The sequence below is a fragment of the Streptomyces sp. STR69 genome (assembly GCF_024519455.1).
Taxonomy (GTDB): Bacteria; Actinomycetota; Actinomycetes; order Streptomycetales; family Streptomycetaceae; genus Streptomyces.
Map to the genome: position 1 here is coordinate 1 of NZ_JALJRY010000058.1, position 17,133 is coordinate 17,133.

16 protein-coding genes and 2 pseudogenes are annotated in these 17,133 nt (G+C 67.8%); 12 read left to right on the forward strand and 6 right to left on the reverse strand.

The window, feature by feature from the left end:
• The 3 genes from OC490_RS48240 to OC490_RS48250 form a co-directional block, all read left to right on the forward strand.
• A partial coding sequence (locus OC490_RS48240; RefSeq protein WP_262064418.1) for a TetR/AcrR family transcriptional regulator occupies positions 1–393 on the forward strand: 393 nt, incomplete at its 5' end.
• Positions 394–983: 590 nt separating this feature from the next.
• Complete coding sequence (locus tag OC490_RS48245) at positions 984–1,382, forward strand: hypothetical protein (RefSeq protein WP_099927315.1); 399 nt, start codon at positions 984–986, stop codon at positions 1,380–1,382.
• Between the two features lie 256 nt (positions 1,383–1,638).
• Positions 1,639–2,391: a hypothetical protein gene (locus OC490_RS48250; protein ID WP_262064419.1), complete on the forward strand. Its 753-nt coding sequence runs from the start codon at positions 1,639–1,641 to the stop codon at positions 2,389–2,391.
• A gap of 87 nt (positions 2,392–2,478) precedes the next feature.
• On the opposite strand, the gene OC490_RS48255 is transcribed toward OC490_RS48250, so the two are convergent.
• Complete coding sequence (locus tag OC490_RS48255; protein ID WP_315986740.1) at positions 2,479–2,877, reverse strand: transposase; 399 nt, start codon at positions 2,875–2,877, stop codon at positions 2,479–2,481.
• 82 nt (positions 2,878–2,959) lie between these two features.
• Between OC490_RS48255 and OC490_RS48260 the strand changes: the two are divergent.
• From OC490_RS48260 to OC490_RS48270, 3 genes and pseudogenes are all read left to right on the forward strand, one after another.
• A pseudogene (locus tag OC490_RS48260) lies at positions 2,960–3,678 on the forward strand (IS6 family transposase).
• 1,550 nt (positions 3,679–5,228) lie between these two features.
• Complete coding sequence (locus OC490_RS48265; protein ID WP_262064420.1) at positions 5,229–6,620, forward strand: DMT family transporter; 1,392 nt, start codon at positions 5,229–5,231, stop codon at positions 6,618–6,620.
• A gap of 338 nt (positions 6,621–6,958) precedes the next feature.
• Positions 6,959–7,261 (forward strand): transposase, encoded by a 303-nt coding sequence (locus OC490_RS48270; protein WP_262064421.1) that lies wholly within the window; start codon positions 6,959–6,961, stop codon positions 7,259–7,261.
• Between the two features lie 90 nt (positions 7,262–7,351).
• Here OC490_RS48270 and OC490_RS48275 read toward each other — a convergent pair whose 3' ends face one another.
• The 3 genes from OC490_RS48275 to OC490_RS48285 all read right to left on the reverse strand — a co-directional run bounded on the left by OC490_RS48275 (position 7,352) and on the right by OC490_RS48285 (position 11,487).
• Positions 7,352–7,996: a transposase gene (locus tag OC490_RS48275; protein ID WP_262064422.1), complete on the reverse strand. Its 645-nt coding sequence runs from the start codon at positions 7,994–7,996 to the stop codon at positions 7,352–7,354.
• A gap of 219 nt (positions 7,997–8,215) precedes the next feature.
• Positions 8,216–9,469 (reverse strand): NAD(P)/FAD-dependent oxidoreductase, encoded by a 1,254-nt coding sequence (locus OC490_RS48280; RefSeq protein ID WP_262064423.1) that lies wholly within the window; start codon positions 9,467–9,469, stop codon positions 8,216–8,218.
• The gene (locus OC490_RS48285) at positions 9,466–11,487 is read right to left on the reverse strand and encodes a LodA/GoxA family CTQ-dependent oxidase (RefSeq protein ID WP_262064424.1); all 2,022 of its coding nucleotides are present in this window, start codon (positions 11,485–11,487) and stop codon (positions 9,466–9,468) included. The genes OC490_RS48280 and OC490_RS48285 overlap by 4 nt, the downstream gene beginning before the upstream one ends.
• 492 nt (positions 11,488–11,979) lie before the next feature.
• Here OC490_RS48285 and OC490_RS48295 point away from each other — a divergent pair, with 492 nt between their 5' ends.
• The 3 genes from OC490_RS48295 to OC490_RS48305 are packed head-to-tail and all read left to right on the forward strand — an operon-like array spanning position 11,980 to position 14,318.
• The gene (locus OC490_RS48295; protein WP_262064425.1) at positions 11,980–12,876 is read left to right on the forward strand and encodes an IS3 family transposase; all 897 of its coding nucleotides are present in this window, start codon (positions 11,980–11,982) and stop codon (positions 12,874–12,876) included.
• Positions 12,824–14,023 carry an IS30 family transposase gene (locus OC490_RS48300; protein ID WP_262064426.1) on the forward strand — a complete coding sequence of 400 codons (1,200 nt, stop codon included), beginning with the start codon at positions 12,824–12,826 and terminating at the stop codon, positions 14,021–14,023. The genes OC490_RS48295 and OC490_RS48300 overlap by 53 nt, the downstream gene beginning before the upstream one ends.
• A complete protein-coding gene (locus OC490_RS48305; RefSeq protein WP_262064427.1) occupies positions 14,004–14,318 on the forward strand; it encodes an integrase core domain-containing protein in 315 nt (104 codons plus the stop codon). The genes OC490_RS48300 and OC490_RS48305 overlap by 20 nt, the downstream gene beginning before the upstream one ends.
• A gap of 121 nt (positions 14,319–14,439) precedes the next feature.
• Here the strand turns inward: OC490_RS48305 and OC490_RS48310 are convergent, their stop codons facing one another.
• Positions 14,440–14,883: a hypothetical protein gene (locus OC490_RS48310; protein WP_262064428.1), complete on the reverse strand. Its 444-nt coding sequence runs from the start codon at positions 14,881–14,883 to the stop codon at positions 14,440–14,442.
• Here OC490_RS48310 and OC490_RS48315 point away from each other — a divergent pair.
• Positions 14,874–14,999, forward strand: coding sequence for a hypothetical protein (locus OC490_RS48315; protein WP_262064432.1), 126 nt, complete (start codon positions 14,874–14,876; stop codon positions 14,997–14,999). The two genes, OC490_RS48310 and OC490_RS48315, sit on opposite strands and share 10 nt — an antisense overlap.
• 7 nt (positions 15,000–15,006) lie before the next feature.
• On the opposite strand, the gene OC490_RS48320 is transcribed toward OC490_RS48315, so the two are convergent.
• A complete protein-coding gene (locus OC490_RS48320; RefSeq protein WP_262064429.1) occupies positions 15,007–15,954 on the reverse strand; it encodes an RNA polymerase sigma factor in 948 nt (315 codons plus the stop codon).
• A 244-nt stretch (positions 15,955–16,198) separates the two neighbouring features.
• Between OC490_RS48320 and OC490_RS49720 the strand changes: the two are divergent.
• Together OC490_RS49720 and OC490_RS48325 are read left to right on the forward strand one after the other, a co-directional pair.
• Positions 16,199–16,546, forward strand: a pseudogene (locus OC490_RS49720) (alpha/beta fold hydrolase); the annotation flags it as partial.
• 181 nt (positions 16,547–16,727) lie between these two features.
• A complete protein-coding gene (locus OC490_RS48325) occupies positions 16,728–17,000 on the forward strand; it encodes an alpha/beta fold hydrolase (protein ID WP_410099278.1) in 273 nt (90 codons plus the stop codon).
• Positions 17,001–17,133 lie beyond the last annotated feature (133 nt).

Sequence of the window (17,133 nt, forward strand, 5' to 3'; positions counted from 1 at the left end):
GCGGTCGCCGACCAGATGCGCGCCCAGCACGAGAACATCGTCGCGCAGGCGGCACCCGGCCGCGCCGGACTCGAACAGATCATCCGCTGGTACTTCTCCACCGACCAGCGCGACGACATCGAAGATGGCTGCCCCAACGCTGCCCTCCTCGACGAGATTGCACGCTCCACGGACACCACCAGGGCGGCATACACCAAGGGCGCACTGACCCTCATCGACGGCTTCGCCGCCCGCCTGGCACCCCACGACCCGCCCTCGGCACGCCTGAAGGCACTCAGCCTCCTCGGCATGATGGCCGGCACGTTGCAGCTCTCCCGTGCCTTCACCGACCAACTCCTCGAACAGGGCAGCCGCAACGCCCTCGCACTGATAGATGCCGAACAGCACAACTGAGACGCCATCCTCGTACCGATCAGAAGCTGATCAGGTCGGCACCCAGGATCTCTTCCACGACGAAGACGTCGAGTACGCGCGTGGGCTCAGCGACAGCGACGTCCCCTGCCACCTCGACGTCATCCCCGGCGCCTTCCACGGCTTGGACCTCATGTTCCCCAAAACCGAAATCGCGCGGGAGTTCTGGCGCCGACAGGCACGAGCGCTGAAGAACGCATCCGCCAGCAACGTGGGGGGCAGGCCGACCGAATCCACGTGGAACCCGCGGCCAGGCCGCCCAGCGGAGTGACCAGCTGCACCGCCGGGGCGGGGACCATCGAGCTCGAGGACCTGCGGGGCGCACATACACCCAGGCAGGCGCGGTCGGCCAATGTTTCAACGGAGCTCGAAATCATTGCACGCGGTCCGCGCGGCAAGCCAACATGCCGTTGACCAGGGAGAGCGGGTTCGGTCGGTGCTCCGTCGCGCCAGGCCTCGGACGAGTATGCACGGCTCAGGCGCGTGAGCGGGACCTGAGAGTACACAGGGTCACGGAGCGTCGCTTCGGCGCGAAGCTGACCCCCGACTTCCGATGAGAGAGTAGAGGACCCATGCGCACTTTCAGAAAGACCGTCGCTGTCGGCGGCACGATGCTGAGTGCCGCGGCACTTGTCATTCTCCCCACGACGCACGCCAACGCCGCCTCGAACTGCTGGTCTGCCCAGGAGTATAAGCGGGCCCCATATTTCGGACAAATCTACCCAGTCTTCTACTGCAACAACCTCGCTGGCGAACCGATCCATGAATTCCCCGATCGTGGCAATGTTGTGGGGTACATGAACAGCACAACCAGCTGGTTCTTGTGCCGGGACGACTACGGCGACTTCAACGGCGAATGGAATCCCAGCCACGCCAGTCGCTGGATCTACACCTTGGCCGACAACGGCCAGTGGGGTTTCATGAACGACAAGAACATCTCCAGCGAGACTGACCCGCTCACGGAATGCTGACCAGGCCCGGGCGTGCTTACTGAACTTGAACTCGTGGTGTCGGTTGGATCGTTGTGATCGGCGACCATTGGACGCCACGTTCGGCATCACGATGGCGGCTGCAGCCAGTGATGTGCGGCATAGGCGGTTCGCGACTGCTCGGCCCGGCTGGCGCAACTGCCGGGGATCGAGACACGTCCCACATTAGGACGAGAGGGCGGCCGGAGCTGCCCGCGGGATCGCCGGGGGTGTCATGGGCAGATGGGTGCCGGACCGGATGGCAGACTGGCTACGTGGTAAGGACCGGCCGTCGGCCGGAATCAGCACGACGGGGCCGAAACCGTGGCTGCGGTGGTGCGGCGAGGAGTTCGGGCCCGCGACGCCGCGCCGCGAGATCGCACTCCCAGGTTTCGTCCCCGCGGATTTCACCGGCACGCAGGAGCAGGCCGAGCTGCTGGTGCGGCGGGTCGGTGCGGTGATGGGCGCGGACGTCTCCGGCAACAGTGTGCTGCTGGTGGAGTCCCCGGAGAAGGTTCAGGGCAGCAAGCATCAGGTCGGTGAGTACCGCAAGGCATTCGACCGGGTGGTGATCGAACTGGACCGCCGCGTGGCCGCCCGGCCCGATTCGTTCGCGGGGCTCGTCGCGCACGAGCTGGCACATGCCCGGCTGCTCGGTGAGGGGCGCGTCGCCAGGCTGGGCATCTCCCATGCCGAGGAGGAGCGGCTCACCGACCTGGTGACCGTCCACCTCGGCATGGGCGTCTTGTCGGCCAACGCCGCGGACGACTACGCGAAGGCGGCCGGGTACTCGGTGATGCCGGTCGGCGAGCTCACCGGGCGCAGGGACAAACCCCTTCACCGGATGGGATACCTGAGCCCCGGAGAGTACGGCTACGCTCTCGCCTGCTGGAGCACGATGCGCGGCGAGACCGACCCGCCGTGGGCTCGGCACTTGAAGGTGAGCGTGCGGGACGCCCTCATGCGGGGGCTGGCGCATCGGGCAGCGCCACGGCAGGCCGGCGCTGGTTGATTGTCATGTGCGCCGACCACGGCGACGCCGCCTACGCCCGCCTATGCCTACGGGGAAACGTCTACTGAATTGAAAGGGCGATACCGGTCAGCTGTCCAGAGCGAGCCCGGTAGCGGCGAGGCAGCCGTCGACCAGGTGTGAGCGGTACTGGATCGTCTTGAGGCCATGCTTGACGGCTGTGGTGATCTGGGTGAGGTCGGCGGCGGCGAGGCTGCCGATGTCGCGTTTGACCAGCGACCAGATGCCCTCTTGCGGGTTGAGGTCAGGTGCGTAGACCGGCGGTTGGAACACGGTGAGCCACTCGGCATTCGCCTCGATGAACTCCCGCATTCCCACTGTCAGATGGAGCCGGACATTGTCCCAGACCAACACGACGGGGCCGCCGAGCTGGGTGCCGGCTCGGACGATCAGGTCGCGGAGGTCACGCCAGCCGAAGCCCTTCGGTTCGTCCTTGCGGCCCCGATACTCCCGTATCGCGTAGATCAGCCGGGAACCCTCGCCGGGGCGCTGTCACGTTGGTTGGCCGGGTGGATGATCTTCTGGTTGATCGTGCTGGAGGGGGTTGTCTGTGGGGGCCGTGTCGCTGTCGTACAAGGGGCACCGGTACCCGGTCGAGGTCATCTCCCCCTGTGTGTGGCTGTACTTCCGCTTCCCGCTGTCATTTCGCGAGGTCGAAGAGTTGATGCTCGAGCGCGGTGTCGTCGTCTCCTACGAGACGGTGCGCCGCTGGTGCGCCAAGTTCGGGCAGGCCTACGCCAACGCGCTGCGCCGCCGGCAGCCTCCGCCCGGGGACAAGTGGCACCTGGATGAGGTCTTCATCAAGATCAACGGGCGGTTGCAATACCTGTGGCGGGCCGTCGACCAGGACGGCAACGTCCTGGACATCCTGCTGCAGAACCGCCGGGACAAGGCCGCGGCCAGGCGCTTCTTCCGCAGGCTGTTGAAGAAGACGCGCGTGGTGCCGCGGGTGGTCGTCACCGACAAGCTCCGCTCCTACGGCGCCGCCACCGCGAGGTCATGCCCTCGGTCGAGCACCGCTCGCACAAGGGCCTGAACAACCGGGCGGAGAACAGCCACCAGCCCACCAGGCAGCGCGAACGGGCGATGAAAGGCTTCCGCTCCGTGGGCGGAGCACAGCGGTTCCTGTCCGCGTTCAGCGGCATCTCACCCCACTTCCGGCGCCGCCGCCATCTGGTGCCCGCTGCCGCCCACCGAGCCGAGATGACCGTCCGCTTCGCCATTCGGGAGCAGATCACCGGCGTCGCCGGCCGCGCCACCGCGGCCTGAGCACAGGCCCGGCTCCCAAGCACACCCTGCCCCCACGCGCCGTCAGGCAACAACGTGACAACGCCTGTCCACCTTCACTCTGCTCAACCTCCTTGCCGTGCGGGTCTGTTATGCCCAGGCCACCGGATTCCCGCACACGGTCTCCACCGGTGAACGCTTCCAGCTGGCCGTCGTGCGTTCTTTCCGCTGATGTGCGGTGCAGGGGACGGCCGGTGGTGATTTTGCCGTTTCATTGCAACCCGTTCTGCTGCTGCCTCGTCTCCTGCGGTCGACCCGTTTCACTCTCGGCCGTGAGGACCCTGTGATGACACGCTCGGCCGGCTGCCGCTTACTTCTGGCCGGTGCGGCCGCCACGGTGCTGCTGACCCGTGGCGTCCTCTCCGGCAGCGCCGGCGCGTCGGCCTGCGCCGTGGACCCCGGCTCCCGGCGCGCGGCCGGTCTCACTGCTCTTTCGTCCGCGTTGAGCTGGTGTACTGCGGCCGTTCCTGGGCGGTCTGCAGGTGCACCTGGTCCGACTGCTGGATGTACTGCGCGTCCTCGGGTTGCTACGGCGGGGCCGTGTGTGTCTCTTCGACGGTGGCCGGGGCGAATTCGGTCTCGACGAGGTCAGGTCGGAGACAGACGAGGCGGTGGCCTTCCTCGACAGTCCGGGCTGCCAAGTGCTGCGTGCAGTGCGGGCGGACGGCGCACTCGGACAGGAGTCATCAGTCGGCGGGTCCGGGGCCCGGTCGGCCGCCGGTTGGGCAGTGGACTGGCCAGGTGGCAGCTCGGCGCGTCGTCCGGGGCCGGTGTCCTGCGCCTCGTCACGGGTGACCATCGCGGACACTCCGGTCGGGATGTCTGCAGGACGAGCCGTGCGAGACGCGACGGTCAGGAGATCTCCTTCGGTGGCCCCGGTGATGAAGAAGACGTATGCCTGGCCGTACCCCTCACCGTCGCCCTGCACCTCCGCGGCCTCCTGTTCGGCGGGGAAGTCCTCGGCCTGACCGGTCCACGGGAACGGAGGGGAACCCTCCACAGTGCCTGCAGCTTCCCGGAGTCGCACATGGATCTGAACGACCATCTCGATGAGGCCCGTTGTTGCTGGTCGGCTCTCGGAGGGGCGGGGCAACTGTCATGAGGCGGACGCCTTGCGGCGTAAGCCGAAGCCTTGTGTCCCGGGGCGGTCGCGGGGCTCCACGGCCGGTGGCTTGCCCGGGCGGAACTCACCGGTTCCGACTCCGGCACGGTCGGTCCCGTCAGGTGGCACTGCGGCCGCTTGGCAGCGGTGATGCACGGCCTGCGTGGCCCGGTGGGCCTCTTTCGACGGCTGCACGCGCGGCGCCCGTCGTCCCAAGGAGGTCCCTCCCGTAGACGTCGTCGACCCGTTCGGCATGTGTATGAAGCCCCGCAACTCGATATTGAACCGTTCGCCCCGGTGATCCGTCGTGCCTTGTCCGCGGCCCGCTCACCCCACGGGCCTCCCGGCTCCGTAACGGTGCACCGCATCGGCTCCGTCCGTTCGTCCCGAAGCAAAACCCGGTACAACACCATGAAGGCTGCTCCTTGCCATGCGCACAAAGCTTGATGCCGTCTCCGTTACCGCCGTGCTGGTGGCGGTCGTCGCGATCTCCATGACCGCGCCGTTGACCGCGTACGCCGCCGGTCCCGCACTGGCGCTGGCCTTCGGGCGCAACGCGCTGGGCCTCCTCACTCTGGGGCCGGGGTTCTTGCTGATCCGCCGGCGTGAGGTGGGGAAGGTGATGCGCGGGGAGCGTTTTCTCGTGCGCGGGGAGCAACGCCGTGGCGTCTTGTTCGGCGTGCTCGCCGGAACGGCGTTGGCCGTCCACTTCGTCACGTTCATGTCGAGTACACGGATGACGAGCGTGGCCATGGCGACCGCGCTGGTCGCCACCCAGCCGGTCTGGCAGGCACTCATCGCCACTGTTCTGAACAAGCGGCTCCCGCGTGCTACGTGGGCGGGCCTCGCCGTTGCGGTGGTGGGTGCCGCGGTTGCCAGTGGCGCGGACATGCGGGCGGGCAGCGGGGCGATGGCGGGTGACGCTCTCGCCCTTGCGGCTGCGGTCGCACAGGCGGTCTACACGGCGCTCAGCGAACAGGCCCGCCCCGATGTCAGCACGCCGTTCTACTCGGTGCTGTGCTTCTCGGTGTGCACCGTGGAGCTGCTGGTCGCCTGCCTGGTCACGGGCACCCCGCTGGGCGCGTTCACCGGTGACACCTGGCTCGCGCTGCTGGGTCTGCTCATCTTCCCCCAGCTTCTCGGTCTGTTCTCGCTCAATTTCGCGCTCGGCCGGGTGCCGGCCACAGCGGTGAGCGTGATCCTTCTGCTGGAGGTGCCGGTAGCCGCGCTCATCGCCTGGCTGTGGCTGGGTCAGTTGCCCGTGGGGACCGCGTGGCCGGGACTGCTGATGATCATGCTGGGTGTCACCGTCGCCATGGTGGCGGACGCGCGACGCAGGGATCCGGCGGCGGATGGACCTGGCGGGAGGCTGGCTTCCTGCACGTTTCCGCAGCCCTCGCTCCTCGCCCTGGGTTCCCTGCCTGGTGAGGATGCCCACGCCGCTGTGTGGCGGGCGGCGCGGGCGGGGCGTTCCGAAGAAGTCGAGGCCATGATACGGAGCCTGGAGAACCAGGACATCCGGGCCTACGGCGTCAAGTCCTCCGAGGCCACACACTGGATCGAGGTCCGAGCCGTGGCCGCCGCCATCGCCGGAAGCCACGGTCTGGCGGCCCGACTGTGGCTGACCGCCGCCCGGTTCCACTCATCCCCGCCGCGCGGGGACCTCCGCGAGGCCCGGGCGTGTCTTGACCGCGCCGTGCATGAGCTGGGCGAGGTCGAGGACGACCGCGTCGTCGAAGCGCTGGCTCCGGTACTCAGGGCCATGTACGAGCACGTTCCGGACCGCCACCCGGACGTTCGGACGTCATCGGCAGACGCCTGATGCGCAAGGACGTTGACTGCGTTCCGGTGCAGTGGCGCGGACGGGCCGCTGTCCCATGGCGATTGCCGGGTTCGTTGACCGTGCGTTGGCGCATGTCAGCTGAGTCCGAGGACGGCCAGCAGCCGTTCGTAGGGGCGGAGAGCTGTCCTGCGGAGTCCGGCAGCGATAGTGGTGTGGCCGACGGTGCGGAGCTGGCTGATGGCGAAACCTGCAGGGTGGCCATGTTCTCCGGGCCGTGCCCGGTGAATCGCCCCGGTTCGAATGGAGATGGTATGCCCCGGTTCTGATGGAGTCGGGTTGCTGGACAATTGACCGTCCAGCAGCCTTCGGAGGCCGCGATGCCCCGCAGCTATCCACCCGAGTTCCGCCGTAAGGTCCTCGATCTCGTCGCATCCGGAAGGAAGGTCGCCGAGGTCGCCCAGCTCCTCGGCATCAGCGACCAGACGGTCTGTGTCTGGCGCCGCCAACACCTCATCGATACCGGGCAGTTGCCCGGCACGAACAGCACCGACCAGTCCGAACTTACTGCGGCCCGCAAACGCATCGCCGAGCTGGAGGCCGAGTTGGCCATCCACCGGCGTGCTGCCGAGCCGCTGGGTGAGGTGACGTCCCCCAAAGGCGGTTCGAAGCCATCCGCGTGATGGCCGGTGAGCATCTGCAGGTGCAGCCGGCCTGCCGGGTGCTGCGACAGTCCGGAGTCTCCATTCGAACCGGGGTGCCTCTGTGTCTTGTCAAGTCCCATGGGCAGGCAGCGACTTGGCTTTTCGTTCGTCGGCGATCATGACGCGCCACACGTGGTCGGCCAGGCGGCGTTTCAGGCACCGCTTCGCTTCCTTCGCGGTCTTGCCTTCGGAGAGTTTTCGCTGGTAGTAGGCGTGTCCGGGTGATTTCGGCATGCGTATCTGCACAACCGCGATGGTGTGGAGGACGGAGTTGAGCTGACGGTCGCCGGAGCGGGAGAGCCGGTGGCGGGCCTTGTCCGCGCTGGCGATCTCCACCGGGGCGGCACCGGCGTAGTTCGCGAACGCCGCCGAACTGGGAAAGCGGTGAGCCCGTCGGGTGCGGCCGATTAGCCGGGCGGCCATGACCGGCCCGATGCCCGGGGTGTCCATCAGCATGCTGCCCGATGCCTCCACCAGGCTTTGCATCCGGGCAGCATTGTCCGTGAGCTGCTTGTCCAGTTTCCGGATCTCGGCGACCAGGTCCCAGGTGATGTCCTTGCGGACGGTCTCGACATCGCCGGCGGGGCGGACGGATCGCAGCAGCTTGGCCGCCAGGTCCGCGGACAGTTGGGTCGGGGCGCCTCCGGGCAGCAGATCGCGCAGCAGCGCGTGGAGTTGGTTGACCGTGCGCACCCGGGCCTGGGCCAGGTTCACACGCCGTTCGTCCAGGAGAGCCAGCGCCGTGGTGTGATCCTCAGGCGCGAGGTCCCGCCCGTCTCCCTGCAGATAAGCGACGGTGGCTGCGGCCGCTGCGTCGATCTGGGCGTTCTTACGCTGGCCAACTCCCGGCAACGCGACGGATCACCGGAAGTCTGCCCCTGAACTGCTCAGGCCGGTGCGCCTGAGCAGTTCAGGTCGCACCGGCCGAGGCTGTCAGGGCACGTCGGCCAGGCGCCGCGCCCAGAAGGAGCGGTCGGTCCAGCGGGCCTCTTGGGCGTGGATGACACGGTGGCCGCGCAGATATGCGCTCCGTGCGGCCGCGACCTGGTCCGCGTAGGCGCCGAGGGACGAGTCCGGGCCGTCAGGAACGCCACTCAGGCGGGCGTCGACGGCCAGGCCCGCGCTCAGCCCGGTGTAGAGGGCGGTCAGCACGCCCTGGGAGGAGAGAGGGGCGAAGGCGACCGCCGCGTCACCGGCGGCGGTCCAGCCGTCTCCGTAGACCCGGTCCAGGTGCGCCGTGTGCGCGGCGGCCCGGCGGGGCGCGGTGGGTGACGTGGGCGGGGGCCCGTCCCGGTGGACCCATCGGGACACGTGGCGGGTGGCCGATATCCGTCGGTGGAAGTGGCGTGCGGTGTGGGTGGCGGCCGGCAGGTCGGTGTCGGTGAAGTAGGCGACCAGGCGCCCGCCGGAGGGCTGCGGGGCGGTGTACCACCAGCCGTCCTCGTCGGACTCGACGAGGGAGCGGCGGTCGGTGTCCAGCGGGTCCGCTTCCAGGGGCACGTACAGGGCTGTGAGCCGGTCCCGGACCCGCCGCCGGGCCCCGCACCGGACCGCTATCGCGGCGGCGCGGCCGGTGGCGTCGATCACCCAGCGGCAGCGCACCGTACGCTCGCCACCGGACGCGGAGCCGGACGCGGACCCGCCTCCGCCTGCGCAGCCGCTCCCGGACCCGGACCCGGACGCCGGCCCGGTGTCGGGCCCGCCCCCGCCCCCCGACCCGCTACCGGCAGGGCCCGTGCCGCCGCGCAGGACCAAGGTCCAGCCGCTGTCCGGCGTCCGCACCGTTTCGCGTACGGCCGTGCCCTCGGCGACCTCCGCCCCCGCCGCGCGGGAGGCGTCGCGCAGTCGCTGGTCGAACAGCCGTCGGTCGAGGTGCCAGCCATGGCCGTGCGGGTCGTTGATGAAGTCGACGGTGTGCAGGTCGGTCGAACCCCACGCCGAAAGACTGCCGTAGCAGGGCAGGTGTCCGGAGCCGAGAACGCGGTCGGCTATGCCGAGGTCGCCGAGCAGGACCCGCCCGGCGGGTACGAGCGTCTCGCCGACCTTGGGCGGTCCGGTGCCGGCGTCCGCCAGCAGGACCGTACGGCCCGCCCGGGCGAGCGTGAGCGCGGCGGCGCAGCCGGCCGGGCCGCCGCCCGCCACCACGACGTCGTAGGTGTCCGCGCCGAGAGCGAGGGCGGCGCTCACCGCGCGTCGCGGAAGGGGTCGAGTTTCTCGAGGTATCCGGCGGTGATCTCCTCCTCGCGGTAGCCGGTCGCCCTGGCCGCTTCGCCGACGGCCCGCGCCGCGGACTCGGCCTCGACGGCTTCGGGGGCGAGCCTTCCCTCGGGCGAGCGGCCCGCCGCCGCGGCCAACACGTGCGGCCCCGCCTCGGGCACCTGCACGTTGACGAGGTTCGCCCTGTCCGGTGCCTGAGCGAGCGGTTGTCCCGGGCGCGACTCCACCAGGATCCGGTCGGGGAACTTCCCGTCGCCCACGGTGTAGTCGCGCACCTCGACGACGCCGAGTTTGGACCAGTCCTTGATCATCTGTGTGCGTTGCTCGTTCATGGTGCCGGTGAGTCCGCGCAGCCAGGTCGCCCGCCTCTCGAACGCCTCCTCCCGGGCGCTGTCGTCGCTCCCGGCCGACGGCGTGTTGACCTTCTCGAAGTCATCCAGCTTGAGCACATGGTTGGGTACCTGGGCAGGCCAGAAGGTCGGCAGGTACGGGCTGTACCGGGGCCCCAGGTTGGCCAATACCTCGTAGCCCGAGCGGCAGCTCGCGGTGTCCGCCTGCCAGGGGGCGGCCATCCAGCGGGTGAGGTCACCGGGGCCCTGTGCCTGGAGGGGGCCAGTGGCGGAGACCGCCTCCTCCGGAGTGAGGGTGGGCCCGTAGTCGGGTTCCGCGGTGGCGGGGGCGCGGTGCCGGATGCGGAAGGGCGCGCTGAACATGCTCGCGTGCCTGATCGGCCAGGTGACCTCGATCCCCGGGTGGAACGCGTCGGCGGCGCAGCCCTCCAGGGCCGCCCGGTCCAGCAGCCCCGGCTGCTCGGTGGCAGGGGCTGCGTCGACCGTGGGGCGCGGCTGCCGCAAGGGTCCGGCCACGAACGCCCCGTCCGCCCAACGCTGCAGCATCCAGTCCTGGGTCGGCGACAGCGCCAGGTGCTGAAGCACGGACTTGGGCTTGCTGGCCATGGCGTCGCCGTACAGCCACGGCCACGGCAGCGGGGACTTTCCGTCACGGCCGTAGTCGCGCAAGGAGGCGTACACCTGGCGGCGCAGTTCCCGGGTTCGGTTGGACGGATCGGCGAGCCTCTTGCGCATCGTCGGCGAGAGGAAGAAGTTGGGGCCGTTCCAGCCGAACTGGGTCGCGAAACCGTGGTTGACCCACTGCAGATCGCAGAACCTGCGGAATATCGGCTCGATGTGATTGGCGAACGAGACCTGCTGCGGGCGGGTCAGCGAACCGGCCTGGACGAAGACGTCGAAGAGCAGGTCGTAGAGGGTACGGACGGACTTCACGCCGGGGGCGTAATGCGGAGGTCCCACCACGACCCAGGCCGGGACGGCGGTCAGATCCTGGCCGTCGATGGTGACCTTCGCTGTCACCGGGCCGTCGGACACGTCGTCGTACCAGGTGTCGTTGTTGGTGACCCCGGTGATCGGCTGGTTCTTGTAGGAGGCGGAGTTTCCCCGGCCACCGAGCACCACCAGGCGGCCGTCGGAACGGGTGGAGATCTCGCCGAGGTACACCGCCTTGTCCATGACCTTGCCGGTGTCGAACTTCTGCGTCTCGGTCTTCGAGCCGCGAACGGTGCGGCTGCCGGGATCGTTGACCAGCTTCTTCCTGTCGGCGACCACGACGTCGGCGTTGCGCCGGCCGTACTGCGCTGCCGAGAGCGTCTTGCCCTCGGGGATGTCCAGCGCCAGATGGAACTGATACCAGGCGGCCTTCTTGTTGGCCAGATGCACCGTCCACTGGATCTCGGTGACACCCTCGCTGCCCGGCTTCAGTTCCCGTACGACCTCCCCGGCGGCGTTGTAGCCGTACACACGGAATCGTGCGGCCTGCCTCCGTATCGCCCCGGAAGCGTCCTTGTAGGAGCCGGCGTCCGCTGGTTTCTGGTCCGGTGACTCCGGGCCGATGAAGGGTGCCTCTGCGCTGTTGCCGACCCGGGCGACACCGATGGCGGGGTGGATCTTCACCTGCACGATGTGACTGTCCATCAAATGAACCCTCCGTTGTGGATTCAACCGGTCGAAGGCATGTGGTCGCACATGAAGAGGGCGCAGGCCGAGCTCGCGTTCCGAGGGCGGGGTTCGGGTCAGGGTCCTGCCCGGCGCCTGGAGTGACCCCCGAGATTCCGACACCTGGACGCTGGATGTTTCGTCATCCAGGGGAAGTGATCCATGGTGGCAAAGCGAAGGAATTTCCCGGACGAGTTCAAACGGGACGCGGTCGACCTCGTGCGTTCCTCGAAGGACCGCACTCTCACCGACATCGCACGGGGGCCTGGGCATCCATCTGGAAACCCTGCGGAATTGGGTCCGAGAGGAGGCCACCCGGCGTTCCCAGACGCTGGACGGCGGGGGTGATTCCAGTATGAGCGCCGGCGAACAAGAGGAACTCAGGCGCCTGCGGCGGGAAAACGCCCGGCTGAAGGAGGACAACGAGATCCTCCGGAAAGCTGCTGCCTATTTCGCACGGGAGACGACACGGTGATCCGCTTCCGTTTCGTCGAGGAACACCGGAACGCCCACGGCGTGAAGCGGATGTGCGACGTCCTGGGCTGGGACCGCTCCGGCTACTACACCTGGCACAAGAACAAGGAGACACGACAGCAGCGGGTGGATGAGGAAGAAGGAATGTGGCGACAGATCCGGGAGATCCACACTGATTCCCGGGGCGCCTACGGAGCCCTGCGTATCACCCGCGCCCTGCGAGTGCAGGGGCACGTCGTGAATCGAAAGCGCGTCGCGCGGGTCATGCGGGAACGGCAGATCGCCGGGACAACACGCCGGAAATCACGGTCGCTGACGAAACCGGATCGCACGGCGTCACCGGCCCCCGACCTCATTCAGCGGGACTTCACCGCACCGATGCCGGGCCTGAAGCTCGTCGGTGACATCACGTGCCTGCCCACAGCCGAGGGGTGGCTGTACCTGGCCACGGTGATCGACCTGTGCACGCGTGAAGTCGTGGGCTGGTCGATGGCAGACCACATGCGAACGCAACTGGTCGATGACGCCATTCGCATGGCTCACGTCGGCGGTCATACGGCCGGTAACGCGATTTTCCACACCGATCGCGGGTCGCAAGGCGGATTAAACTGGTCGTCGCAACACCTCGTGATCAGCGAGGTGTGGGATGGTTCGTCGTCAGCAGGCGGCCGATCGGGCGGTGCGCCCGAAGTTGAGGTCACCGGGGCATCCGAAATTTCAGCGTCATATCGAGGCGGAGTTCTGGGACGAAATCGCCAAGGGGCTTCTCGCGGAGGAAGCGGCCGGGGTTATCGGTGTGGCGCCGGCGGTGGCCACGCGCTGGTACCGGCAATGTGGCGGCATGCGACCGTTCGATCCGCAGCCGCCTTCGGGCAGGTACCTGTCGTTTTCTGAGCGGGAGGAGATCGCGCTCCTCAACGCCCAAGGCAAGGGCGTTCGTGAAATCGCGCGGGAAGTCGCACGTGATCCAGGGACGATTTCCCGCGAGTTGCGGCGCAACGCGGCCACCAGGAGCGGCAAGCGCGAATATCGGGCATCGGTCACGCAATGGAAATCGGACTTGGCCGCACGCCGCCCGAAGACATCGAAGTTGGTGGCCAATCCACGGTTGCACGCCTACGTCCAGGAGCGACTGTCCGGACAGATCAGCACGCCCGGCGGCAAGGCGATCGCTGGACCTGCGACAGGCGGGTGGACGGGTCGGAACAAGCCGCACCGCAAGGACCGCGCGTGGGTGCAGGCATGGAGCCCGGAGCAGATCGCGAACCGGATCAGGCTTGATTTCCCCGATGATGAGTCCATGCGCATCAGCCACGAGGCGATCTACCAGGCGCTCTACATCCAGGGCCGCGGGGCGCTCAAGCGAGAGCTGATCCTGTGCCTTCGTACGGGCCGCGCGCTGCGCGCCCCGCGCGCTCGTTCGCGCCGCAAGACCTGGGCGCACGTGACACCCGAAGCGTTGATCAGCGAACGGCCTGCCGAGGTCGAGGACCGTGCTGTTCCCGGCCACTGGGAAGGGGACCTGATCATCGGGCTGGAGCGTTCCGCGATCGGCACGGTCGTCGAGCGCTCAACTCGATTCACGATGCTCGTTCACCTGCCGCGCGAGGAAGGCTACCGGCACAAACACACGGTCAAGAATGGCCCTGCACTGGCTGGTTATGGGGCGATCACGATGAAGAACGCACTCGCCAGCACGATGTCGACGCTGCCCGAGCAACTGGCACGGTCGCTGACGTGGGATCGAGGAAAGGAGATGTCGGCGCACACTCAATTCAAGGTCGAGACTGGCATTCCCGTGTTCTTCGCCGATCCGCATAGTCCATGGCAGCGCGGCACCAACGAGAACACCAATGGGCTCTTGCGCCAGTACTTTCCGAAAGGCACCGATCTCTCCAGATGGTCCGCTGAGGAAGTCGAGGCCGTCGCTCACACTCTCAACAGCAGACCCCGCAAGACGCTCGGTTGGAAGACACCCGCCGAAGCACTCAACGAGCAGCTACAGTTGATTCATCAAGCCGGTGTTGCAACGACCACTTGAATCCGGCCAATATACGTCAGTCCAATTCCGGGAAACATTGGCGGAGTTGGACGTCCGGCAGAGTACAGGCCGAACCGGCTCGTGCTTCGATAATGCGGTCGCGGGGATCTTCTTCGCCGTACTCAAGTCCGAGATCGGCACCACTGCTTGGCCGACCCGGAGGCAGGCCCGGCAGGACGTATTCGGATGGATCGCGCAGTATTACAACCGAGAGCGGATCCACTCGACCATCGGCTACCTCACCCCGTATCAGGCACGGACCCGCTATCAGCAACGCCTCGACCTCGCGGCATAAAACGGAAGTGTCGGACCTCAGGGGGTCACTTCATGCTGCACCGAGCCCCGCTGCGCCGACAGCTGCAGCAGCGAGCGATGTGCGCAGGATCCCCGGTCTGTTGGTGACTGCCACATCGACCTCACTGTTCAGGTGTGGAACGGCGACCGTGCCATTCGCGGGCGCCAGCCCGCCTCATCAGGTCCTCGGCCGTAGCGGCGTTGGTCAGGAGCGGATGCACCCGCTCGACGTAGCCGGTCTGCCCCAGAAGGGACTTCCGCAACTGCTTCAAGTTCCGAGCGCTGTAAGAGATACCGCCGCGCCTGTCCACAACGCCGGCAGCGATGGCCAGCGGCTCGATGTCCATCTTGAGAGTGGTCACGGAATCCACCTCGAAGCTGACACTGCAGTTCACTCCGCCCTCCCTGAAATCGAGCGCGACTTCGTATTCGACTCCACCGCCCTTGTAAGTGGAGACCGGCAGGACGAACGTGGTCTCAACCGGGCCGGACAGTCCCAGATCAACTGCTGTTTCCGCATAGGCTGTCCGCACTTCCTCGAAGAAGGATTTCGCTGATGGGACCATGGACACCCCTCGTCCTTGATCACGGCATGCAGCACCTGCTGTGCCGGGCCTCCTGGGATGCCGACGCCGTCCGTGATGACCTGCGCGAATACGTCGTCGACCACCTGCGCTGGTAGTGGACTCTCAGCCGCGAGGCTGGTGGAACAGTCTCAATCCGCTGACGCGGCCGTCCTTCAGGGAGTGGACCCACACGACGCCGGGTGGACAGTGCGACGGGTTCTGGGGCGGACTGATCAGGTCCGCCTGCCAGATGACGATCTCACGACTGGCCACCACACGCGTCAGCCTCTGACGCACACCGTCGGACAGATCACGGTCGAACGCACCCCCGAGATAGCGGAGGTCCGTGCGCTTCCCGGTCGGCCAGGTCACCTCCGCCCGCGGCAGCCACCGCTCGGCCACCGTCGGCACGTAGTCGCCACGATGGGCGGACCGCAACACCTCCGCGGCCAGCGTGCGGTGCCGTGCGGCCAGAGCCCCGGCATCGCCGTGGACCCGCTCCGCCGAACTCGCCAGCAGGTCCGTCAGCTTCGTACGAGCCTGATTGAGCCGGCTGCGCACCGTGCCGACGGGTATGCCGCACAGCGCTGCGATGTCCTCGTACGACGTGACATCGGTGAAGTAGCGCAACATGGTGACCAGCCGCAGCGCGGGTGTCAGTCCCTCCATCGCGGTCCACACCCAGTCCCGCAGCGCGTGCCGTTCGAGGACCTCCGCCGGGTCGGGCGGGCCGTCCTGACGGTCCATCAAGGCGGTGCCCGCGGGATCCGGCAGGAGAACGGCCGATGTCCTGCGCAGCCGGGCACGGCACGTGTTGCGCACGATCATCCGCAGCCAGGGTCCGGCCGCGCCAGGGTCCCGGAGGGCACCGATGCGGCGCAGCACGATGATCGCCGCATCCTGTACGGCGTCCTCGGCCTCCAACGCGTCACCGAGAACAGCGAGCGCGACCGCGTACATACCCGCCCGGTGACGGTCGAGAAGCAGTCCGAGGCACCCGGCCTCGCCCGCCTGCGCCGCACGCACCAACTCGTGGTCCGACGGCTCCCTTTGCACAAAATGATCGAGCATGGTGGGGAACATACCTGACGGGCAGGGGAGTTGACCGAAGTCCTTCACCTGACGTGGGAGCGAATCGGTCAGCTTTCTCTTCGAACTTTCCCGGTGCCCGCCGCATCCAGCGGGTGTGAACACAACGAACCATGGCTCTCAGGGCATCGCACCGGTGGAAAACGGCGTGGTGGTGACGCGCGGACTCGTCGTCGACGGGGTGCGCCAGGTGTACCGGGTCGCCGGTGCGGGTCCCGTGTGCCTCGTGCATTCCGGGGGACCTGGAGTGCACCCGGAATACCTGCGTATGCCCGACCTCGAACGCGGGCTGACGATGGTCTACATCGACCCCGTCGGCTCGGGCGACAGCGACCTGCTGCCCGACGGGGACTACTCGATGTCCCGTTACGCGCGCTTCGCTGCGGCAGTGCTGGACGACGTCGGTGCCTCGACGGCGTACTTCTTGGGGCATTCGCACGGCGGCTTCGTAGGCTTGCAGTTCGGCCTGGACCATCCGGACCGGCTCGACGGCCTGGTCCTCTACGACACCGCTCCCCTGTTCGGCCCCGAACTGAGGGAGACGGCGACCCGTGAGATGGCGGCCTTCACACGGCGCTGGCCGCACCGTCCGGAGGCGGCCGAGGCCGGTCGCGTCTGGGACGCGGTCAACGTGACGATGACACGGAAGGTCACCGATCACGACAGTTACCTCGGTTACCTGCAAGGGATCCTGCCCGCGTACTTCGCCGACCACCGCGAGACATTCAGTCAGTCGGGCGGGCGGGAGTCTGGAACTGCGCGGAAACCACGACCCGAACCGGCGGCCGGTCGACTGGGACGTGCGCGGCAGACTGCGCGAGATCCGTTCGCCGACGCTCGTGATCGTCGGCACCCACGACTTCATCTGCCCGCCGAAGTGGGCGCGGCAGATGCACGACGCGCTGCCGGACGCGCGCCTGTGCGAGCTGACCGGCAGCGGTCACTTCGGGCACATCGAGGAGCCGGACCGCTTCACCGCAGCCGTACTCGCCTTCGTGCACGGCCGGACGGCCGGGCGCCAAGCCTGACACCGCCACCGTGAGAGTCGCGGCCACGCGGCGAGATGCGTTGGCCCTGGGCCTCACCCATCCACCAATGACCGCAGTTCTCAATCAGCAAGCCGGAGGTCCTGCGGACGTCGCCCCGAGGGCGGGAAAATCG